Source organism: Streptomyces sp. Y309 (assembly GCF_056712025.1).
On sequence record NZ_CM160048.1, the window covers coordinates 9,194,311 to 9,216,913 of the forward strand.

Annotated in this window: 14 protein-coding genes; 4 read left to right on the plus strand and 10 right to left on the minus strand. The window is 71.5% G+C overall.

Annotated elements, in window-relative coordinates; genetic code table 11:
- Positions 1-52: 52 nt before the first annotated feature.
- From AC0KTA_RS38575 to AC0KTA_RS38590, 4 genes are all read right to left on the minus strand, one after another.
- Complete coding sequence (locus tag AC0KTA_RS38575; protein ID WP_481052852.1) at positions 53-2,398, minus strand: glycoside hydrolase family 65 protein; 2,346 nt, start codon at positions 2,396-2,398, stop codon at positions 53-55.
- Positions 2,395-3,156, minus strand: coding sequence for an HAD family hydrolase (locus tag AC0KTA_RS38580; RefSeq protein ID WP_481052853.1), 762 nt, complete (start codon positions 3,154-3,156; stop codon positions 2,395-2,397). Before AC0KTA_RS38580 ends, AC0KTA_RS38575 begins: the two co-directional genes overlap by 4 nt.
- A 372-nt stretch (positions 3,157-3,528) precedes the next feature.
- Positions 3,529-4,485, minus strand: a complete 957-nt coding sequence (locus tag AC0KTA_RS38585) for an ATP-dependent DNA ligase (protein WP_481056707.1) — start codon at positions 4,483-4,485, stop codon at positions 3,529-3,531.
- A gap of 252 nt (positions 4,486-4,737) precedes the next feature.
- Complete coding sequence (locus AC0KTA_RS38590) at positions 4,738-5,370, minus strand: GNAT family N-acetyltransferase (protein ID WP_481052854.1); 633 nt, start codon at positions 5,368-5,370, stop codon at positions 4,738-4,740.
- A gap of 217 nt (positions 5,371-5,587) precedes the next feature.
- On the opposite strand from AC0KTA_RS38590, the gene AC0KTA_RS38595 reads away from it, so the two are divergent.
- On the plus strand, positions 5,588-6,037 hold the full coding sequence (locus AC0KTA_RS38595; protein WP_481052855.1) for a cupin domain-containing protein: 450 nt from the start codon (positions 5,588-5,590) through the stop codon (positions 6,035-6,037).
- A gap of 29 nt (positions 6,038-6,066) precedes the next feature.
- On the opposite strand, the gene AC0KTA_RS38600 is transcribed toward AC0KTA_RS38595, so the two are convergent.
- Positions 6,067-8,826: an ABC transporter substrate-binding protein gene (locus AC0KTA_RS38600; protein WP_481052856.1), complete on the minus strand. Its 2,760-nt coding sequence runs from the start codon at positions 8,824-8,826 to the stop codon at positions 6,067-6,069.
- A 207-nt stretch (positions 8,827-9,033) separates the two neighbouring features.
- On the opposite strand from AC0KTA_RS38600, the gene AC0KTA_RS38605 reads away from it, so the two are divergent.
- From AC0KTA_RS38605 to AC0KTA_RS38615, 3 genes are all read left to right on the plus strand, one after another.
- Positions 9,034-10,257, plus strand: coding sequence for an effector-associated domain 2-containing protein (locus AC0KTA_RS38605; protein WP_481052857.1), 1,224 nt, complete (start codon positions 9,034-9,036; stop codon positions 10,255-10,257).
- A 172-nt stretch (positions 10,258-10,429) separates the two neighbouring features.
- Positions 10,430-10,597, plus strand: a complete 168-nt coding sequence (locus AC0KTA_RS38610; protein ID WP_481052858.1) for a hypothetical protein — start codon at positions 10,430-10,432, stop codon at positions 10,595-10,597.
- Positions 10,598-10,662: 65 nt separating this feature from the next.
- Positions 10,663-12,561: an HEXXH motif domain-containing protein gene (locus AC0KTA_RS38615; protein WP_481052859.1), complete on the plus strand. Its 1,899-nt coding sequence runs from the start codon at positions 10,663-10,665 to the stop codon at positions 12,559-12,561.
- Between the two features lie 44 nt (positions 12,562-12,605).
- Here AC0KTA_RS38615 and fxsT read toward each other — a convergent pair whose 3' ends face one another.
- The 5 genes from fxsT to AC0KTA_RS38640 form a co-directional block, all read right to left on the minus strand.
- Positions 12,606-17,063, minus strand: coding sequence for an FxSxx-COOH system tetratricopeptide repeat protein (fxsT, locus tag AC0KTA_RS38620; RefSeq protein ID WP_481052860.1), 4,458 nt, complete (start codon positions 17,061-17,063; stop codon positions 12,606-12,608).
- Complete coding sequence (locus tag AC0KTA_RS38625) at positions 17,056-18,147, minus strand: AAA family ATPase (protein ID WP_481052861.1); 1,092 nt, start codon at positions 18,145-18,147, stop codon at positions 17,056-17,058. The genes fxsT and AC0KTA_RS38625 overlap by 8 nt, the downstream gene beginning before the upstream one ends.
- On the minus strand, positions 18,144-19,829 hold the full coding sequence (locus tag AC0KTA_RS38630; protein ID WP_481052862.1) for a VMAP-C domain-containing protein: 1,686 nt from the start codon (positions 19,827-19,829) through the stop codon (positions 18,144-18,146). The genes AC0KTA_RS38625 and AC0KTA_RS38630 overlap by 4 nt, the downstream gene beginning before the upstream one ends.
- Before the next feature lie 36 nt (positions 19,830-19,865).
- Positions 19,866-21,158, minus strand: a complete 1,293-nt coding sequence (locus tag AC0KTA_RS38635) for a hypothetical protein (protein ID WP_481052863.1) — start codon at positions 21,156-21,158, stop codon at positions 19,866-19,868.
- Positions 21,159-21,280: 122 nt separating this feature from the next.
- On the minus strand, positions 21,281-22,519 hold the full coding sequence (locus AC0KTA_RS38640) for a TolB family protein (protein ID WP_481052864.1): 1,239 nt from the start codon (positions 22,517-22,519) through the stop codon (positions 21,281-21,283).
- Positions 22,520-22,603: the final 84 nt, after the last annotated feature.

Genomic DNA, 22,603 nt, shown 5'->3' on the forward strand with positions numbered 1-22,603 from the left:
CGGGCGCGTCGGCCGGTTGCCCGGTACGCTCCGGCCTCCGCGTCGGCCGGTGTCAGCGGTGGGCGTTCGGCCTGCGGTGCGGCGGCTGGTCCGGAGCGGGGCGGGGCTTCACGGCCGGGATCTCCCGGCTGCGCGCGTCGTCGGGGCCGAGGGCGAGCGGCTCACCGTAGTGGCTGATCGTCAGCTCCGGTCCGGCCAGAAGGGTGTACGTGACGGCTGTCGCGTGCACCTCCACACGCAGGCAGCGGCCCAGAACCTGCAGGTTGAAGGCGATCCGGCTCAGGTTCTGCGGAAGCCGGGGCGTGAACTCCAGCGTGTCCGCGTGCTGGCGCAACCCGCCGAATCCGGCGACCAGGGTCGTCCACGTCCCGGCGAGGGACGCGATGTGCAGTCCGTCGCGCGTGTTGTTCTCCAGGTCGTCCAGGTCCATCAGCGCCGCCTCGACCAGGTAGTCGTAGGCGAGGCCCAGATGACCTGAACGCGCCGCGACGACGGCCTGGCTGCAGGCGGACAGCGAGGAGTCGCGGACGGTGAGCGCCTCGTAATAGGCGAAGTTGCGCGCCAGGTGGTCCTCGTCGAAGAAGCCGGCGCAGGTGTACATCGCGAGCACCAGGTCGGCCTGCTTGATCACCTGTTTGCGGTAGAGGTCGAAGTACGGGAAGTGCAGCATCAGCGGGTACTGGTCGGGCCGCGTGGCCGCGAAGTCCCAGTGCTGATAGCGGGTGAATCCGGTGTGCTGCTCGTGCACCCCGAGATCGGCGTTGTACGGGATGTGCACCGCCTCCGCGGCGTCCCGCCACGCCGCGCTCTCCTCGTCGTCGACGCCGAGGGCGGCGGCCTGCTCGGGGTGGCTCTCGACGAAGTCGGCCGCCGCGAGCAGATTGGAGCGGGCCATCAGGTTGGTGTACGTGTTGTCGTCGGCGATCGCGCTGTACTCGTCCGGGCCCGTCACCCCGTCGATGTGGAACGCCCCGTGCACGTCGTGGTGGCCGAGCGACCTCCACAGCCGGGCCGTCTCCACCAGGAGTTCGACCGCTGTGTCGCGGGCGAACTGCCCGTCGCCGGTGGCGGTGACGTAGCGCACCACGGCGTCCGCGATGTCGGCGTTGACATGGAAGGCGGCGGTGCCCGCCGGCCAGTACGCGGAACCCTCGGAGCCCTCGATGGTGCGCCAGGGAAAGGCCGCGCCCCGCAGCCCCAGCTGCGCGGCCCGCTCGCGCGCCGCGGGCAGCGTCGAGTGGCGCCAGCGCAGCGCCTCGGCGACCGCGCTCGGCGAGGTGTACGTCAGCAGCGGCAGGACGAACGTTTCGGTGTCCCAGAAGGCGTGGCCGTCGTAGCCCGAACCGGTCAGTCCCTTCGCCGGAATCGCCCGCTGCTCCGCCCGCGCACCGGCCTGCAGCACGTGGAACAGCGCGAACCGGACGGCCTGCTGGATTCCCTCGTCCCCGTCGACCTCGACGTCCGCGTGGGACCAGAAGGCGTCCAGGTAGGCCCGCTGCTCCTCGACGAGGGTGGACCAGCCGGTGTCGGTGGCCGCCGCGAGCGCCGCGTCCACCTGGTCGCTCACCGCGGGCAGGGAACGCGTGCTCGACCAGCCGTAGGCCACGAACTTCTCCAGGCGCAGCCGCTGGCCGGGTTCGAGGACCGAGGTGACGGTGAGCCGGGCGACGTCGTCGCCGGACTCGCTGCTCGACCGGGTCCGGTCGGGTCCGTCGACGGTGTGGTCGGCGGCCGCGGCGACCCGCTGCCCGCTGCGCCGGGTGGCGTGCACCAGACGCAGCCGCCTGCCGTTCGCGAAGTGCTCCTCCGACGCCAGCGGCGCTTCGAGTACGGCCGCGGCGCGCGGGTCCTTCTCCGACTGCGGGAGCTGTTCGTTGGTGACGAGCTCCGACTGGACGACGACACGGACCTGGCTGTCGACGGCCTGGACCTCGTAGGCCACGGCGGCCACCGACCGCTGGGTGAAGGACACCAGGCGGGTGGAGCGCACCCGCACGGTGCGGCCGGCCGGGGAGGTCCACTCGCAGGTGCGCCGCAGCACGCCCTCGCGCAGATCGAGCACCCGCTCGTGGGACACCAGGCGTCCGTAGCGCAGGTCGAAGGGCTCGTCGTCCACCAGGAGCCGGATGACCTTGCCGTTGGTCACGTTGATGACCGTCTGCCCGGACTCCGGGTAGCCGTAGCCGGCCTCCGCGTAGGGGAGCGGATGGGTCTCGTGGACGCCGTTGAGGTATGAGCCGGGCAGGCCGTGCGGTTCGCCCTCGTCGAGGTTGCCGCGCCAGCCGACATGGCCGTTGGACAGGGCGAACACCGACTCGCTCTGCGGCAGGACGTCGAGGTTCAGGACGTTCTCGCGCAGACACCAGGGCTCGACTCCGTACGACGCGTGCGTGATCATGCGTCGCCCTCCAGCTCCGCGAGGTCCCGCACGACCCGGTCCGCGCCGTGCGCGCGCAGGGCGTCCGCCTGTCCGACGCGGTCCACGCCGACGACATAGCCGAAGTGGCCCGAGCGGCCCGCGTCCATGCCCGCCAGCGCGTCCTCGAAGACGGCGGCCTGCGCCGGCTCGACGCCGAGGTCGCCCGCCGCGGCGAGGAAGGTGTCCGGCCGCGGCTTGCCCGGAAGGCTCCGCTCGGCGGCGACGACGCCGTCGATCCGTACGTCGAAGAGCGGCTCCGCGTCGATCGCGCGCAGCACGTCGCGGCAGTTGGCGCTGGAGGAGACCACCGCCGTGCGCAGGCCGGCGGCCCGTACGGCCTCGATGTAGCGCAGGGTGCCGTCGTACGCCTCGACGCCGCCGGTGCGGATCTTCTCCAGGAGGATGTCGTTCTTGCGGTTGCCCAGGCCCTGGACCGTCGGCCGGTCCGGCGGGTCGTCGGGCCGGCCCTCGGGCAGCTCGATGCCACGCGTCGCGAGGAAGGACCGCACACCGTCGGCGCGCGGCTTTCCGTCCACGTACTCGTCGTACTCGGCGACCGGATCGAACGGCTGGAAACCGTCGCCCTCCCGCTCGCGCAGGAACGCGTCGAAGGCTTCCTTCCAGGCGGCCGCGTGGACGACGGCCGTCTTGGTGATGACCCCGTCCAGGTCGAAGAGGCAGGCCCGGACGGTGTCCGGGAGACCGAGCCGTGTCAGGTGAGGACCGAGCTTCGTCATGGAGGGACACTTTCCCGCCGGACACGAAGACACGTCCAAGCCGTGCCGCCGTTCGGCCGGGCGGGCGATTTTCCGGCGGCGGACGGGTGTGTTTCAGACCACTCGCCGCGTGGCCGGGGGCCTGGAACAAACGCCAGGGGTCAGCCGTTGTTGCGTATGTGACTGCGGAGGGGACAGTGTCCCCGGGCCCACTCAATAGCCCACAGGGACGATCGTTCGGCTGAAGCCCTGTGGAGCCTTTCGCCGAGAGGCGACCGCCCTCCGTACGTCACCGCTAACGGCCCCGGCTGGTCTCCCCCGTCCAGCCGGGGCTTTCCCGTGCCCGGGCTTTCCCGTGTCCGGAGGATTCCCCGTGAGCGGGGACGGGGGCCGTCAGGTGTGGTCGCCGGGCGCGAGGTCGGGACGCAGCCGGTGCCACACGGGTTGGCGCAGGAGGCCGGCGCGGGTGCGGGTGGTGAAGCGGACCTCGGCCACGAGCCGGGGCAGCACCCACCGGGCGCCGGGAACAGCAGGCGGGGGAGTGAAGGGGCACGTGTCGTCCGCGGCGACGGCCAGCAGCTCCGCCAGCACACTGCGTTCCTGCTCGCTCCACCCGCTGCCCACGCTGCCCAGGTAGCGCAGCACTCCCTCATGGGGTTCGCCCACGAGGACGGCTCCCGGGGGACCGCCCGGGCGTCCCCGTACGGGCATCCAGCCGCCGATCACGGCGTCCATCGTGCGGACGTTCCTGACCTTGATCCAGTGGGCGGAGCGCACTCCGGGCTCGTACACCGAGTCCAGGCGCTTGAGAACGATGCCCTCCAGGCCCTGGGAGTGGGTGAGCTCCAGCGCCTGGCGGCTGTGCCCCGGCACCGAGACCGGCACGGACCAGCGGGCGCCGGGGGCCACCATGCCCTGGAGATACTGGCGCCGCCCGGTGTACGGCAGCCCGATCAGCAGCTGCCCGTCCAGGTACATGATGTCGAACAGGACCAGATGGACGGGGTCTCGGGAGGCCAGGCGGACGGCGCGGGCTGGGGAGGACGCCAGGCCCATCCGGAGCTGGAGGCGGGCGAAGTCCGGCCGGCCGTGCCGGTCGAGGACGACGATCTCGCCGTCCAGGACCGCGGCGCCGGGCACCTGCTCGCCGAGGGCGTGGAGTTCGGGGTAGGCGGCGGTGATGTCGGCGCCGGAGCGCGAGCGCAACAGCAGCGAGCCGTCGCCCGGCAGGTACACGATCGCCCGCTGCCCGTCGTACTTCGTCTCGGCGCTCCACAGGTGATCGGCCCGCTCGGGCGGGAGTGGCCCGGTCGAGGCGAGCATCGGGGCGATCCGCGGCAAGGCGACCATGGTCCAGGCCTCGCCCACCGGTTCGCCGTTCAAGCACGGGCGGCTGGTCTCTCGCCCGGACAGACCACCTCAGGCAGGCGAGTCGCCGCGTCGGGAATTGGTGCCCCGCGCCGACACGCGCCAGCGGTCGATCACCTCTTGGTCCCGGACGACCGCACGAAGCGGTCGGGGGCGGGAACGCTGATCATCGTCGCCGCGGCAAGCAGTGCGAGGTCCCGCAGCGCTTGCGCGGCCTCGCCCAACGCCTGGGTCTCATCGACTGCCCGAAGCGGCACCGGCCGTAGGGCGCGGTTCGCGCCACATCGTCCACAGCACCGGCCCGCCGCCCGGCAGCCGCAGCTCCTCACGCACGGTGAAGCCGAAGTGCTCGTAGAAGGGCAGGTTGGACGGCTTGGAGGACTCCAGATAGGCGGGCCGGCCCGCCGCGTCGGCCTTGGCGAGACCCGAGCGCAGCAGGGCGGCGCCGTGTCCCTGGCCCTGGGCGGCCGGGTCCGCGCCGATCAACGCCAGGGACCAGTGCGGTTCCTGGGGCGCGTGCTCGGCGGCCGTCTCGACGGCGTCCCTGAACACGCCGGCCCGGTCACCGAGGATGTTCAGGAGTTCCTGGATGGTCTCCGCGTCGGGCACGGCCTTGGCCTGCGCCTCCGGCGCCACCCAGAAGGCGGCCGCCGCCTCGGTGCGCTCGCAGACTCCGTGGGTGACGTACTGCCGGGTGAAGATCGTGGTGAAGTAGCGGCCCAGCGCGGCCTCGCGTGAGGCGTCGCCGGGGAAGAACCAGCGCATCATCGGGTCGTCGTCGAAGGCGCGGGTCAGCGTGCGGCCGATCAGCGGCGCGTCGTCGATCGTGGCCGTCGTCGGGATGTTCGTTGTCGGCATGCGGGTCATTCTGCATCCCGATGATCTTCGGCGGTGCGGGGGGTCCGGTCCGTCCGCTCGCGGCCCACGGAGCCGCCCGGTGGGGGGGGGGTGGACCCGGGTGTGTGGGCGAGCGCCACACCCATTTGCCGTTACGGCAACTTCGCTTGCCGCGCCGACGGGTGATCTTGCAGGCTGGTTCTCAGCCAAAGGCCAGAGACACAAGAGATACACAGGAGGTTCCACGATGACCACCCACGACAAGAGCCCGCTGAACAACCGCGTCCACCACGTACGGGCCGGCGAGCTGGACGGCTACGCCGCCATCAGCGGCAAGACGGTCGGCTCCAAGAACCTTTGGATGGGCATGGTGGAGAACCCGCCGTTGAGCGCGACGGACAACCACCATCACGGGGAATCGGAGGCAGGGATCTTCGTGGTCAGCGGTCACCCGGTGTTCGTCTACCACGACGGCACGCAGGAGGTCCGGATCGCCGCGGGCCCCGGCGACTTCTTCCTCGTACCCCCGAACGTCCCGCACCGCGAGGAGAACCCCGACCCGAACGAACCCGCGGTCGTCGTCATCGCACGGACCACGCAGGAACCGATCAAGGTCTCCCTGCCTGAGCTGTACCAACTCAAGGAGACAGAAACGAACAACGAGACGGAAACGAACAAGGAGACAGAAGCGAACTAGGTGACCGGCAGGTCAAGGCGGGTGGGACGTCAGGGGCAGGGATACGCCCCGTCCCCCCACCTTGCCCGCTCGTCCCCCCGCGCCACGGTGCCGCACAGCAGCACCGTCCGCGGCCCGCGCTCGCCGTCCCGCTCCACGCCGAGCAGCTTCTCCTCGGTGAGCCGGGCGCCGCCCGCCGCGCCGTGGGCGTCGATGCGGCCCGTCGCCCCGTCGAAGCCGCCACCGCCCAGGCCTTGGTAGAGCACCCCCTGCAACAGCCCCCGGTCGAGGCGCTCGTCATGGCCGCCGGTGCCGCGCCACGCCTGGTCGACGCCCTCGGCGAGATAGCGCATCGCGTCCCAGCCGAGGGCCACGTGGGCGTCGTCGCGCATCGTCGACGTACGCGTGCCCTCGTCCTTGCCGTACTCGGCGTCGTACGCGGAGAGGAAGGCGGCGGCCTCGCCGCTGTCCCGAGAGAGCGCGGCCGCTCGGCCGTGCGAGACGTAGTACAGGCTCAGACCGCCGAACACCTCCCACGGTCTGCGCTCCTCGGAAAGGGCGGTCGTGAGGTCGTCGTTGCCCAGCACCACGATTTCCGGGCAGTCGCGGGAGATTCTGGCGATCTCGCTCAGGAACGGCTGGAACTGGCTGCCGCGCGCCGCCCACACCACGGCGGTCCGCGGCTCACGGGCCACCGCGCCGCACACCTCGCGCGCGAGATCCTCCACCGCCGTGAGCTCGCTGCCGGACAGGCCCCGGGACGTGGGCGGCGGCTCCGGCGCGTCCGCCGGGGTGTAGAGCAGCACGTCGGTGTCCTTGGAGCCGTACTCCCTGCGGAACGACGAGGCCAGACTCGCGCTGTAGGCGTCGGCCGGATCGGCGACCAACTGGACGCGGCGCACGCGTTTTCCGTCCGCCGCCATCGGGGCGTGCCGGGTGAAGGACGCCATGACGGCGGCGGCACGGGAGTCCGTCGGCGCCATCTGGTAGTAGTGCCCGCTCTGCTCGAGCAGCGCGTCCGCCGTGCCCGACGTGCCGACCATCGGCATGCCGGCGTCACCGAAGATCCGGATGGCCTCGTACGTCGTGCGTCTGCTCTGCCCGAAGCCCACGACGCCCACGATCGACCGATCGCGCTCCGCGAGCCGCACCACGCGCCGTGCCACGTCCGGGGCGTCCTTGAACCGGTCACCGGCGTTCGCCGCGAGCACCCGGAGCGGCACCCGCTCCCCGGAGCGCAGCGCCTGCGCGTTGATGTGCCCCTGGGCGATGGCGATGCCCCGCAGCTCGGCGAGCGTGCCGCCGCGCACCGGATCCTCGGCGTCCTTTCCGCCGCTGAGCGGCCCGAAGTAGACGACGGTACGGCTGGCGGGCCCGCCCGTGTCCGTGCGGTCCGAAAGCTCCTTGTCCATCTCGCCGTTCTGCCGCTCGATGAGTTCGAGTACGTCGCGCAGCGCCCGGTCGCCGCTGTCCTTGCCGAACGACGCGGCTCCCTCGGCGACGCCCACGCACTGCCCGTCGGTGCCGAGGAACGTCGAGCCGCGGCACGCGTCGGCGTCCGCATTCCCGAACGGCCCCACGCCGATGCCCGTGACCGCAAGGACCAGCGCCAGCACCCCGATCGTGCCGACGATCTCCGCGCGCGGACCCCAGCGCTGGGACGGGGGCGCGAGCGTCGGCCTGCGGCGCAGCCAGTACGTCGCCGCCGGATCGTCGTCGGTTCCCGCGTCGACGGGCACCACCATGCCGGTCGGACTGCCCGGCGCGGTGCCGTGCTCGGCGACATTGGCCAGCTCGGCGCCCGCCGCGGACAGGGTGGCCACCTCGGTGTCGGGGATCCGGTGCGCGAGGGAACGTACGCCGGCGGCCACCGCCACCACCGACGTGCACCGCAGATCCTCCGTGGCGGACCGAAGCTCGCGCAAGAACCGCTGCTCGCGCGAGTTCTCGCCACCTGCCTCCCCGACGAGCAGCACGAAGCGGCACACCCGGCGCCTGCGCCAGGGATTGAAGAGCCGCTTGCGGCAGGCGGCGTCGAGATCGGCGAGCAGCCCGTGCACCAGAATGCGGTCGAACTGCTCCGGATCGCCGCCGTGCACCAGATCGCGCGCCGACCGGAAGAAGTCGGACGGCGGAGTGCCCTGCTGCAGGCGCGCCCACTCCGCGTACCACCGTTGCCTGCGGGCGCTGCCCAGCATCAGCCGATTGGCGCGCCGCACATAGACGGCGCGCGGAAGGCGCTGGAACAGCGGACCGGCGACGAAGTTCCAGAGCAGTTCGAGCAGCGTGCCGCCACTGGCCTGATCCCGTCCGCCCAGCCACCACAACACACGGGCGAAGGACGACACTTCGCGATGCCCCGCGTAGGCGTGGTCCTTCAGCTCGGAGTCGTGCTGCTCGCCGAGCCCCTCGACGGGCGGTGCGGTGACGAGTGAGCGCAGCAACTGATAGCAGGGCAGCCGGAGTTTGCCCGTGCCGCGCGGCATGGTCTCCACCAGCTGCCGAGTGAGCTGCGAGAACAAGTACAGCCGGCCGAGGACCGGATCCTCCGGGGGCGTCCAGGCCGGATGGCCCGTGCCGCGCAGATACGCGTGCGACGCGAGCCGCGTCTCGCGGCCGTGCAGACGTTTGTGCAGCCCGGCGACGATCCGCTGCCCCTCACGCCCCCGCCCCGGCTCGCTGAGCAGCACCACCGGTACACGGCTGCGGCTGCGCCGCGGCTGCGTCACCAGCCGGTCGAAAGCCTCGACGAAGCGCTCCACGCCGGTGAACGCCGGTACTCCGGCCTCTGACTGCCCCGTCGACACCATGAACCCTCTCTCCCCCCAAGTGAGGCATCCAGCCGTCTTAGCACCGTCGCGGTGAGATGCGCAGCGCCTTTCGGAAGTCCCTGACCGACGCGCACCGACGCGCATACGGAACCGACCCGCATACGGAACCGACGCGCATACGGTCCAGGGGTGGGGACAATGGTGGGTGCCGGTTCGCGGGACCGGTCCCCTGGGGAGGTAACCGGCATGCGGGACCTGTTGCGGACGGCGCATGCCGTGGTCGTGGGGGTGGAGCGGTATGCGGGCGGCTCGGCGTGGAATTTGGACGGGCCGGTGCGGGACGCGCTCGCGTACGCGCGCAGGCTGCTCGACGCCGGGCTTCCGCCGGAGCGGCTCACGCTCCTCGCGTCCCCGCTGCCCGCCAACGGCGAGGCTGTCGAAGCGAGCGGCCTCGACCACCGGCCCGCCGACCGCGAGTCCGTCCACCGGACCCTCTTCCGCGAACTGCCCGCCCACAGTGGCGAGTTGTTCTTCCTCTCCTGGTCGGGGCACGGTCTGGTCGATCCGAGCGGGCGGCGTCGGCTGCTGTACGCGGACGCCGTGCCGGAAGACATCCGCAGCCTGGACCTGGACGCGGCGCTCGCCGCGTGGCGCTCCGACCTGGTGCCGTCCTTCCCGCACCAGCTGTGGCTGATGGACGCCTGCCAGGTGTTCGCCGACCCGGCGGGAGTGGGTGGCGCGCTGCGGCCGGATCCGGTGCCGGTGGGGACGCTTCGGGAACGCGCCGGGCAGTACGCGCTGTTCGCGTGTGCGCCGGGGCAGACGGCGCGGGAGGGCGGGAGCGGCGGAACCGGTCCCTTCACCTCACAAGTGCTGCGTTTCATGGACGGGTTCGTCGCTGGAACGGGCGGCGGGGGCGGGGCCGTCGACAAGGGGCGCCAGGCGGGCAGTTGGCCTGCCGACCCGCAGATATTCGCCGAGGCCCTGCGGGAGCGCATCAACGCTGCGGGAGACGCAGCTGCTGCAGGGGCCACGGGATACGCGGGGGACACCCGCCAAACCCCCACGTACTTCTGGCACTCGGGCCCGGACGGCCAGAGCGAACGCTGGTCCCGCCCGCGCCTCCCGAGCAGTCCAACGCCCGTGCACCACACGCCTGGTGGTGCGAGTCCCCCTCCGCGCCCGTCCCGTGAGCAGCGCAGACGGCTCCTCGACGCCCTGGGACGCGTACCGGCGATGACCGATCCCGATACGCGCTCCAGCGTGATACGCCAGCTCCCGCCCGACATCGCGGGCAGCGTTCCGCGGCCCACGGTCACCCGCTTCGCGCTCCTCGACCTCATCGACACCTGCCTGTCGTTCCCCGGCGGGCTTGACGAACTGCTCGACGCACTGGACATGGTGGACGGAGGGACCTCCGCCCGGGCCGAATTCGCGGCGGCCGTACGGGAGGTGACGGGACCGGCGTGAGGCCCCCCACCGACGCGCGAACTCCGCTGGTACGGAGCCGGGATGACCCGTTCGAAGCTCGAAAGGATGTCTGAGACACGGGGTTTCCGGTCTTGCCGGGCGGGGAGATGATGGGAGAACAGCGGGTCGGCGTCGGCCGCATCGACCCGGACGCTGGGAGGGCAACGGCACCATGGAGCACGCCGACAGCGCCATCGAGTCCGAACTTCTCGACCTCGGGGGAGTGCCGCTTGAGCAGCTACGCGCGACGAACTGCCGGGAACGGGTGGCCGACAAACAGCGGCTGCTGCGCAAGCTCGACCAGCCCGACGTCAACTTCGGCGGCGACGAGAAGAGCTGACCGGGGCGCAACGGCGTCGGCCAGGCCGCGCACGACAGCCGTCAGAGGTCCGGTCGGGCCGGTCCATGCCCGCTGACGCTTCGCCGGGCGGCGTCGGCCCGGTCTTCCGGCACAGGTTCTCTGTCGCGGACTTCGACACCCTGGCCGGTGGTGGTGGGGACTCCGCCCTGCTCGCGAGGCTCCGGGCAGCGGAACGCAGCCAACGGCTGCTCCTGCTCGACCTGTTCCTGGACCTGCTCGGGAAACGCCCCGAGGTGCTCGGCCCGCTGCCCGCCGCCGACGAGGCGTGGCAGCTCCTGCTCCGCGCGGAGCGACGAGATCGGGCCGCGGTCGAGGACCTCCTGCTCCGGCCGGAGACCGGACTGTGGCTGGGCGCCGTCCTGCGCAGACTCCGTGGCGGGACCCCTGACGCCACCGAAGCCGCCCCTGCGGACACCGCCCCGGCGCTCGACGTCCCCCTGTGGACCGACATCGGCGAGTTCCACCTGCTCGCCGCCGCCGCGGCATTCCGCGCCGGCCTCGACTTCACCGCAGCCGTCCCCGCGCGCCATGGCACCGTGACGCTGCCCTCCGTCGGACGGGCGGTGCTGCCCGGAGCGTACGGACCGGGGCAGGAACCCTTCGGGGGGTGCGCCCACGTCACGTACGACAAAGGCGAGTTGACCGTGTCGCTGGGCGGGCACAGCGTGCGGGCAGGGCGATCGGGCGACCGGCCCGGCGTGGGCTGGGAGCCCGCGCGCACGCTGACCCTGCCGCTGCCAGGTGCGGACACCACCGTCCTCCTCGACGACCTGGGCTCTCAGCGCATCGTCCCGACGCCGACCGGGCTTCCCCCCGAGCGGCTGCCCGACGAAGAGGCCCGGCAGTGGACCGACCTGCTGCGCGAGGCGGGGCCCCTGCTCGCGGAGGCGGATGCCCAGTCGGCCAGGGACATCGCGGCGCTGCTGCGCAGCGTCGAGCCGCTGCCCCTCTCCGAGAACGAGCGGCTGAGCAGCGCCACGTCAGGGGACGGCGTCGGCCGTCTCGCCTCCGGGCGGCCCGCGGACGCCCTGCAATTGGCCGCTGTGCTCGCCCATGAGGTCCAGCACAGCAAGCTGGCCGTCCTGATGCACCTGTACCGGCTGTACGAGCCGGACGACGGCAGCCTCTTCTACGCTCCCTGGCGCGACGACCCGCGGCCGCTGCGCGGCCTCCTCCACGGCGTGTACGCCTTCACCGGAGTCGCACGCTTCTGGCGGGGCCTGGGCCGGCGCCCCGGGATCGACGAGGAGGACGCGGCCGCCGCGTGCTTCGAGCACGCCTTGTGGCAGCGCCAACTCCTGCGCGCGATCATGGACGTACAGCAGCACCCGGGCCTCACTCACCTGGGCCGCAGAGTCGTTCAGCGGCTGCGCGAGACGATCACCGCATGGGAGTTCGCGGACCCCGCGCAGCCGTCCCGCACGATGGCCGAGGACGCGGCCGACCATCACGCGATGAGCTGGCGGCTCCACCACGTGGTACCGGACCCGACGGCGGTGAGAACCCTCGCGCGGGCCTGGCCGCGGCGGCTCGTACCGCTGGACACCGGCGAATCCGTGCTGATACCCGACCCCGAGGTGCCCCACCTCGACACGGTCGCCGCCCTCTGTCGACTGCGCCTCACCGACCCGGGCGCCCTGGAGAAGGTCGTCGGCGCGCCGCAGGCAGTCACCGTTCTCGTCCCGGACGCGTCCGGCGCGGAACTGCTGCAGGTGCTCGGTGACACCGAGGGAGCCCTCGAACTGAGCACGGCGGCCGTACGGGAGGGAACGGGCGACCCCTCCTCCTGGGCCTGCCTCGCGCTGGCACTGCGCGGCCAAGCCCTGCTGAAACAACCGGAGTTGGCGCGCGCAGTGTACGAGGCGGTGCGAGACCGGGACGGTGCGGCTCCCGACCCGGTCACCTTCACCGCATGGCTGGACGGTCTCATACCGATGCCCTGAGACCCACGGAGGTCTCAGGGCATCAGGGCATCAACGTCGGCGCCCTACACGGGCATCGGGTCGATGTCGCAGTTCGCGCGTCGCCACGCCACCGCGTCCGCGTACGCCGGGTGCTGCTCGCCGAGCACTCGCGCCATCCCGCTGACCGCCTTCTGGTGCTGAGCCTCGGACTCCTCGGTGCGGCCGAGGGCCTTGAGGTCCTGCGCCAGGTTGCTGGTCAGCACGAACACCGTCGCGTGATGCTCGCCCACGGCGCGAGTGGCGGTCACCAGCGTCGCCTCGTCCATCTCGAGCGCCGCGGCGGCATCGCCCTGCGCGAACCTGTCACTGGCCAGGTTGATCCGGCACACCAGCGTGTCGGGGTGCTCCTCTCCAAGGGTTGCCATGCAACTGGTCAGCGCCGCCTCGTTCAGTTGACGGGCCGCGTCGACCTTGTTCATCAGGCGGTACGTGATGGCCAGGTCCACGTTGGCCTCGGTGGTGTACGGATGCTCGGGGCCGAAGATCTGGACGTACAGATCCCGGGTCTGCTCGCCCAACTGCATCGCGTCCTTGAGCTCGCCCAGCTGCCGCAGGTCGACAGAGAGGTTCAGCGAGGCGACCAGGGAGTCGGGGTGCTGATGGCCGTACCGGCTGATGAACTCCTTGCGGGCCTGCCGGGTGAGGTCGGCGGCTTCCGCGTGCCGTCCGGCCTTGCGCAGGGACACGCCGAGCCGGGCCAGGTTGCGCAGGGTGTTGGGGTGGTTGGCGCCGACCTGCTGGCGGTAGCGCTCGGTGATGCCTTCGAAGAGCTGGACCGCCGTCAGATACTCGCCGAGCTCGCGCCGGTCGAGCGCGACACTGCTCTCGCTGAGCAGACTGCTCAGCGCCTCCTCGCCGAACATCTGCGACTTGCGCTGCCAGGTCTGCTCGTCGATTTCGAGAGCCGCCCTGAAGTCGCCGTTCACGCGCAGGCTCACGGCCAGGTTGTGGGCGTGGACGAGCGTCTCCGGCTCGTCGTCGCCGTACTCGCGCAGGGCGCGCTGGTACACCTCGCGGTTGAGCTGGAGCGACTTCTTGAACTCGCCGCGCGCCCGGTGGTCGGCGGCCACCTGGGCCTGGATCACCAGGAGTTCCTCGCCCACGTCGGCCCCGGGCTCCTCCACGACCGCCAGCATGCGCCGGCTGACCGCCGCGCCCTCCTCGAACTTGCCCATCGTCCACAGCACGTACCGCAGTTGCGAGGCGAGTTGCAGCGTCTGGCCGTCGCCCTCGCCGTGCAGCTCGCACCACAGCCGGTAGGCCTTCTCGGTGAAGTCCCTGGCCCCTTCGTGATCGCCCCACCAGAACAGGTACTCGGCCACGCTCTGGACCATCTGCCGTACGTTGCGCGAGGGCGAGCGCATCGCGTCCGACACCAGGACGTGCGGGTACAGCTCGGCGAAGCGGGGCCAGTGCGCCGGGTCCTGGGGATTGCGCGGGGTGTTCGCCGCGAGCAGCAGGTGCGCCCCGTGCTGCATGCGGTCGCGCTGCTCCTGTGTCATACGGGCGATGAGCACCGCCTGGACCAGCCGGTGCATCGAGATCGAGTTGGTGCGGTGATCGATCTTGGCGAGGGAGTAGCGGTTGATCTCACGGATCGCCCGGCCGAGCCGCAGCGGGTCGGTGAGCGCGCGGTCCAGGTCGGGGGCGATCGGCTCCACGGGGGCGCCGGAGAACAGCGGCCGGGAGATGGGTTCGGGCGCGAACGACGAGCAGACCTGGAGGAGTTGGAGTGCTGCCGCGTTCTTGCTCTCCAGGTGGTCGAGGGAGACGTTCCAGGCCGTGGCCACGGTCTCTTCATAGTGCGTGGGAGGCGAGACCGTCATCAGCTCGGCCCGCTTCTCCTCGAAGAGCCGCAGATACTCGGAGGCCGGCATGCCGGTCTCCGCGCGCCACGCGGACGCCTGCTCCACGGCCAGCGGCAAGTCGCCCAGTACGGCGGCGAGTTGATCGGCGTCGCTCTCGGGCAGGTCGGGGTTGCGGCGCTGCAGGAGGTGAATGCTCTCCTCGCGCTTGAAGACGTCGACCTCAAGAGGGTGGGCGAGGGTGTTCCACTGCGGGTTGCGGGAGGTCACGAGGATGGAGCCGATCGGCCCGCTGCCCGGAGTGGTGGGGAAGTATCCCTGGACGGACTCGGGGCTCTCGGCGTTGTCGAAGACGAGGAGCCAGTTGCCGTAGGGGCGCCCGGTGCGGAGCGCTTCGAGGACCGCCGGAACGGCCGTGTTGGCCTCCGCGGTCACGGGCAGGGAGAGCCGTTGGGCGAGCTCGACCAGGGCCTGGGCGATCTGGGTGGGCCGCTCCGCGGGGATCCACCACACGATGTCGTACCGCGAGGCATTGCGATAGACATATTCCAGGGCAAGTTGGGACTTTCCGACACCGCCCATGCCGTGCAGGGCGTGCGGAAGGACCGCGGTGGGCCCCTGGCCGAGATCCCGTTCGAGCTTCAGCAGCAAGTCCTCACGGCCGGTGAAGACGAGGTTCCGCGGCGGCATGTTACCGAGCACCGCCGGGCGGACCGCCGTCGTGCCATGGTGTGGCCTGTCCGGCGTCGCGGCCCCTTCATCAGGCGCCGGGGTGGCGGTCCCTGGGGCAACCGTGGTCACTGTCGTGCCTCCTTGGCGTGGGCCTGTGCTGGGGTCGTTCCGGCTCTCTTGTGTAGCGCGGGAATGCATTATGCCGGAACCTTTTCGTAAATCAGTGGTGGCTGTGCCGCGCGCCTTGACCTCAGTCAGCTCCGTTGACTCCATTTGAGCCGTGATGAGGCCGCGGAGTCGGTTTGCGCGGCGCAGATGATGTCCGCCGAGCACGCTGAGTACGGCGTGTTCGGCGGTCCTGAAACGCAAGTTGTCCCAGGTGACTTCGGGGTCACCCGATTCCTCGTGGCCATTGAAATGGTCGAGGAGTTCGCGTGCCTCCGTGCTCTTTGGTGCAAGAGTTTCGGCGGCTTTGCGTGATGCCTGCAAGGTGGTGCGTTTGGTGCTCGCCGCCAGTAATTCCTCGCGGACACCGGGAAGAAATACGTAGCATCGCCCGTCGCCCGGTAAGGGTTCGACGAGACCGCTCATGAGAATCTCAGCCAGGTGTTCCGGGCCTGATTCCGGCAGTATCTCGCGCTGCACCGTGGTGATGACCGGAAGGTCCAGCGGGACCGCGGCGAGCCGCACGGCGAGCGCGAAGGCCTCCGGCGACGCCCACACGCGAAAACGCGCCACCTTCTCCGCAGGGGTCTCCTCGCGGGGAAGCCGGCTCGACTCGGGCAGGAGGTCGGGTTTCTCCCCCGGGGTCACCAGAGTGGCGGCGACATCCGTCCAGCGTGGCTCGTCGCCCGCCACGAACCGCGCCCAGGGTGCCAGCCAGTCGCCGGAAACCTCAAGGACGGGCACGGGAAAGGTACGCGCGCGGCGCAGCGGATCCGCCCACGCCTCCGCGCTGTAGGGCTCCAGCGGCTCCCAGCGCACCTCGCCGTTGCCCGCCCACGGCCCCGACGCCCGCAGGCGCACCCGCTCCGGCAGCAAACCGGTGCGGTCCCAGAGGCGTTGGGGCAGCGTGTGGAGGATGGCGAGCGGCTGGTGGCGCCCCCAGACGGCGAGGGCGGCGCGCACGGCGCCGGTGCGCCAGGCGGGCGCGACGCCGTCGGTGAGGACGAGCACGATCCGCCGCCCGGTCAGGTCGACCAGGCCGCGCACGGACTGTGCCCTGCCGCGCCCGTCGGGGCCGCGCAGCACGACGCCGTCGGGGTCCGCGGACGAGGTGTCGAGGCAGCGCAGTTCGATGTCGCGAAAGCCGCTGTAGCGGCGCAGGACGGCGGCGAGGCGCAGCGCGGTGTGGCGCCACACCGTCATGTGCGGGGCGCTGTCCACGACGAGCACGGCGTCCCAGCGCCCCTCGGGGGCGGGCCGCAGGACCGGGGGTAACCAAGGGGCCTCGGCGAACTGCTCGCCCGTGCGTTCCTCGTCGACCTCTTCGGCGGGCGAGGTGCGGGCGCGCTGGCGCAGCGGGCGCAGGGCGCGGCCCAGGGCGGCGGCGTCCAGGCCGTGGCGCCGGGCGTGGGGACGGGCGCGGGATGCGCGGCGGCGCCCGGGGTCCGGGGAGTCGGGGCGCGGGCGTGCGGGTTCGTGGTCCGTGCCGGGTGCGGGGACGTGCTCCGGGGCAGGGGCGACCGGCTCGCGGGCTTCCGGGGCGGGGTGGGCCGCGGGGGGATCCGGGGGTGGCTCGGCGTCGTCGGTGCCGGGGAGGTGGGACCGGTCGGTGCCAGGCGTCCCGTGCTCCGCCTCCGTGCCCGGCTCGTGCCGCCCGGTGCCCCGTACGGGCGCCGACTCCCCGTCACCGGTCAGGAGCTCGGGGTGGTGCTGGGTGAGCCAGAGGGCGTCGGCCACCTCCCACCAGCGCAGGCCGCCCACGCCCAGGCGTTGGTGATCCGCGGCGGGACGCGAGGTCTGCGCGTCCCTGCCCTCGGAGGCGGAGGGGTGCTCAGTCACTCCGCCCAGTCCCATCACCGTTCAACGGGTGCCAGATGGCGCTGAGCACCGCCTGCCATTCGGCGTCGTCGGACTCCTCGTACGCATACGAGCCGGAGGTCGCCAGGTGTGCGGCGTTCAGCAACATGTCAGCGGCCAGACCGTCGGACTGTTCACTGTGGGACCTGAAGTCGCGGATCAACTTTCCCTGCATGTCACCGAGTCGGTCCGAGAAGTGGGCAAAGAGCAGTTCCGCCAACCCTTCCGCATCCGGGTCGGGCATGTCCAAACGCAAACACCGCCGAAGGAAGGCTTCCGGGAACTCACGCTCCCCATTGGACGTCATGATGACGACAGGAAATGCCCGAGCCTGGACGATCCCTTCCCTGACCGGAGCGAAGCCGCCCGGATCCGCGGTGTGGACTGTCACTTCCGGACTCTGGTTCCTCACTCGAACGAGTGGTGGCACGGAATACCAGCCGTCCTCGAACAGCGTGAGGAGGTCATTGGGAAGATCCGCGTCGCCCTTGTCGATCTCGTCGATGAGCAGGACGCGCGGCAGCCGGTAAGGAAGCATCGCCGTCCCGAGGGCACCTAGCTGGACGAAGTCGCCTATATCCGTGGGTGGTTGAGGGGCCGAGGCGCTGTCGGCGGCCCCGGCGGGCGCGGCCTGCTGCTGTGCCACGTACCAAGCCTGCCCAGACTGCGCCCGGCCGATCACGTCGTACTCGAATAGACCCGAGGCCAGGGTGGTGCGGCTGGTGATGGGCCACTGGAGCACCCGGCCGAGCGACAGCTCCCGGGCGATGCGGAACGCGAGCGCCGATTTGCCGACACCCGGACGGCCCGTCACCAGCAGGGGCCGGCGGAGCAGAATCGAGGCGTTCACGAGCCGGACCTCGTCCGCCGGGGCGCGGCGCGGCGCGTCGGCCGGGCCGAGCCTGCGGTCGGCCTCGTCGTCGTCCGGCGGCGCGGGCAGGACGGGGCCGCCGCTGAAGCTCCGCCAGCGTGGGCCCTCGGGCCAGCTCCGTTCCTCGTAGGGAACAGCGGGAAGCGTCCGTCCCGTGCCCCGGTACGGCAGCCCGTTCGTCTCCTGCGCGTTCAATCGGTCCCCCCTACGAAAGCGGCGGGAGCGCACGCGTCACCGTCGAGGAGCTGCTGCGGATCGTCCCAGACCATGCCCAGGTTCTTGAGTACGGCCTTGTCGTGCGGGCCGGTGCCGTGGAGGGCGGACCCCGCCGCGGCATCGCCCTTCCACTGTCGTGCACGTCCGGGAAGATTGGCCAGACCTTCGTCGGCCAACAGCTCCTTGACCATGCTCCTGAAGACGTCCGGCGCGGCCTGCTCACGTTCGAAGATCACCACGGGCACCCCGTGGTCGAGGCCGAGGCGCAGCTCGCGCAGCCCCAAGGCGTTCCTGGTCCGCGGCGAGTCGCTGAGGACCATGCAGACCACCCCCTCCTCCTTGCCGATCTGGGCATCCAGCAGTTCGAGGTGTTCTGCCGCCGGCCGTCCCCCCGGATCGCACCAGTGGATGCGCCCACCCCCCGGATCGCTCTTCCAACGTGCCCATCTTCTGCGCCACGCGTGGTGCAGATCGCGCCGCTGCAAGCGTTCCAGACTGTGCGTGAATATCCACGGATACTTACTCAACAGCGGGTTGGAATGGCTCAGTTGAGGGTCCCTGTTCCACCACTCCACCGGTTCGGTGAGCAACTCGGCGGGGAGGAAGAACTCCAGGACCACGTTCTCGTCCCGAGACTGCCACAGCTCGGCCGTCGTGGACAGCAGCTCCGCGATCGAGGAAGGCAGTCTGCTGCGGGGTACGGCGTCCTCGGGGTCGCAGTCCTCATGGTGAAGCCGTACGGACTCCGCGTAACGGACACGTGAGGAGATCCGGTAGCGCGCCTCGCGCCGTCCCTGGCGTGCCGTCTCCCGGTCGGAAGGCCGCAGGTCCGGGGCGATTTTGATGAACATGCGGATGACCGGGACCTGTTGGCCGGCCGCGTCCGCCCGCTCGGCCGGTCCGGCCGGGCCTCCCGGTTCGGCGTGCGGGCCGCCCGGGTCACCGGCCAGGGACCCGAAGTCGCCGCCGGGCAGCCCGCGTTCGGCCGTCAGTCGCTCGCGCAGCGCGTCGAGGCCCGCGCTGCCGTCCCTCGTCTCCCAGGCATCGGCGAAGTGGTCGTTCCACGCCCGTATCTCACCGACGATCCCCGCCGCCTCCGTACGCAGCATCAGATGCTCCAGCAGGACCATGCTGGGTTCGAGGCCGCCGACCGGCGCGTTGTGGCCGGCGAGGTGGACGAAGGCGTGCCAGGCCGTGTGGCAGTACGAGGGCATGCGGACGCGGTCGCCGCTCACCTCGGCGACCAGGGAGGGCAGTTCGGGCAGGGTGAATTCGAGCCCGGAGCGCAGGGCGGTCCAGTCACGGCCTTCGTAGAGCTCCGCCGCGTACCACTCGTCCAGGAGCGGACGGAGGCGACTGGTCAGGGCGGGAGCCAGGAACTCCGTGACCTCCGCGAGGCGTTCGAGGCCGTCCTCGATCCGGCTGCAGTGCCGCACCACCTCCACGAACTCCTGGCGGGGGGTGGGAAGTCCCGCGATCTCCAACCCCGGGAATTCCTCGGTGAGTTCGCGTGCCCACTGCTGGCGGCCCCGCGCGTCCACCAGGGCCATCGAGGTGCCGAACACCTCGACCAGCGACGCCAGGACGCGCTGTTTCGCCGACCGGCCCGCAGGCTGCCCGGCCTGCCGTCCCGCCGCGACTCTCGATGACCGCTGTGGCACGTGCGTTCCCCTTCGCACCGCGCGGCGATGCTCCGTTCACCGCGGAATCACCTCCGCCAGGACCTCGTACAGGTGCCGGTTCGCCCAGTACGCACCGTGGGCCGCCGATACGGGTTGTCCGTTGTCCACCTCCACGTCGCGCACCCGCGGGCCGAATACGTCGGATCCGACGAAGGACAGCAGATCGCGCGGGTCGTAAATGTTGATCCACTCCGGGAACCCGGCCGGCAGGCCGGTCCCGAACGGGCGGGACGGCAGCGCGTCGAGCTCGTACAACAAGGGTGCCTGGGAGCCGACGGTGACGAGCCGGGCGACGGGCGGTCGGGCGACGGCCGGTGCGAGATCCTCGGCGGCCGCTTCCGGCCGCCCGTCGCCCGGCACGTGACCGGCCTCCTCCGGGGCACCCGCCCGGTCGATCCGTACCCCGCGGGCCAGCAGGTCGAAGGCGACGATGCCGCCCAGGCTGTGCCCCAGGAGGACCACCGGGGGAGGCAACTCCCGGGCCAGTCCGGCCACGTACGCACGGACCGCCTCGCCGCGCACCAGATAGCTCAGGATGTCGCCGGAGAACCCCAGCGAGCGCTCACTGATCGCGTCGCGCCGGCCGACGACGAACCGGGATCCGCCCGCTCGCTCCATCAGCCGTGCGGACGTGCCGAGGGCCCGTGCCAGGCCGCTCGCGAAACCGCGCGCCTCACCGCCGAGCGCCTCCACGACGGCGTCCACCATCGCGTCCCGTCCTGGCACCGGTACAGAACCCGGCCCGCCGGGCAGCCTCGCGAGCGCCCGGGCCACGAGCGACCGTCCCGTGAGCCGCGCCAGACTGCCGGCGTCCAGATCGTCCCGCGCGGCGTCGCAGGCCCGCCGGAACTCCGCCGAAGCCTGCATTCCGCCCACGGACGGCGCGAGCAGCTCCTGCAGCCCGGCCGCCTCCCACGCCCGCCGCACCCCGTCGGACTCGGCGAGCGCCGTGGCACGTGTCCACAGCTTCGCGCCCGGCGAGACGGCACCGGGCACGAAGCCCGTCGCCGATTCCCGCTCGATCAGGGCGAACAGCGCCAACTCGGCGTCCGGGTCCAGGTACAGCAGAGCCCACCGGGCCCGCTCCTCGTCCCCGGCCACCGGTCGCGCCACCGGCTTCTGCGGCCGGTAGCCGGGAATGGACGCGCCGTCCGCGCGCAGATACGAACCCAGCGCGGAGCCCCAGTCGCAGCCCGCCACCGTGACGTCCGGGCGCACCCCGGCCAGGCCCTCGCGCACGGTGCCCAGCGCCGCCGAGTATCCGGGCGCGCGCACCCCCGTGCCGTGGATGAACAGGACGCTGGGCAACCTGAACGCCTCCGTCCTCCCAGAGCCCGCCGAGGCTCCGTGAACTCGCTCGTTGAACGCTTGAACTCACCTGTGCCACACGGCATTTGATGATGATTCATGGTACGGCCACTTCGGCCGGCTCAGCGCAAGGTGCGGACGAACACGTCCCCGATCAGATTCGTGTCGTCGGGCACCAGGCCCGGGTAGTAGGAGTCGAAGACGACCGTCGACTCGTCCGCGCTCAGTGCCGCCCGCCCCACGGTGACGGGCTTGCCGTCCTGGCCCGGTGACAGCAGTTCCTCGTGGCCGGTGCCCGGATCGCGCAGAATGAGCCCCAGCGTCCTGCGGTCCGCGTCCGCCGTATTGAGCAGCAGCTTCGTGCCGTTTACCGACAGATCCGACACCAGGGTGAGGTCGGTGGGGGAGCGGCCGTCGTACCGCTGGAGCGTGCCGGTGCGCAGATCACGGACGAAGGCGTTCCACGACGTGCTGGTGTTCCCGTTGGGGTCGGTGCCCGGGACCAGGTTGGTGGCCACCGAGTCGAAGCCGACCTTGGAGCCGTCGGCGCTCAGCACCGGACCGACCGCCGACCTGTCGGCCGGCGCGCCGTCGTGGGTGGCATCGGCCTGCGTCGTCCTCCTCGTCACCCGGTCGTAGACCAGGATGTCGCCCTGGTCGTCGTCGCTCGGCCCGGAGTAGCCCTCCAGATACGCGACCTTGCGGCCGTCGGCGCTCATCGAGAGCTGCTCGCACTGGTGGAAGTTCTTTGAGCCGTCCGAGGGCCGGCTGACCCGCTGCACCCGCTGCGTCCAGCGGTCCAGGAGCATGACGCGGCAGGCGTACGCGCCGTGCTCGTCGTCGCCGGTGGGCCGGGCGACGAAGGCGACGTACCGTCCGTTCGCGCTGATCGGGGCGGTGCCGTACGACACCTTGTAGCCCTCGTCCAGCGCGGGCTCCAGGCGATCGATGCGCCCGGTGCGCAGGTCCATCACGTGCACGGAGGACTTCTGAGCCGCGGCCGACCACGAGCCGAACGTCACATGGCGCCCCGACTCGGACAGTTGAGGCGTCGACGTCGACTCGCCCGGCACCACCACACGCCGCAACGGCGCGCCCGGAGCCGTCCGGTAGAAGATGCTGTTCCCGACGTCCGTGCCCGGTACGAGGTTCGTCGCCGACGACTGGAAGGCGACGACGCGTCCGTCCGCGCTGACCGCCGGTTTCACCGAGTGCGAGTTGCCGCCGGTGCCGTCGGGGGCGACGCTGATGCGCTCGGTGCGCGGGGCCCGGTCGTCGCTCGCCGCCCTCGCGGGGTCGCCCGGCGCCGCCCCTGCAGGCCAGGCGACACAGGTGAGGGCCGCCGCCAGGGCGGCGGTCACGGTGACGGGTAACGAGTGTCTTCTCGTCAGGGGTCTTCTTGTCAGGAGTCTTCTCGACAGGGGACTTCTCACGCGGGGTCTTCT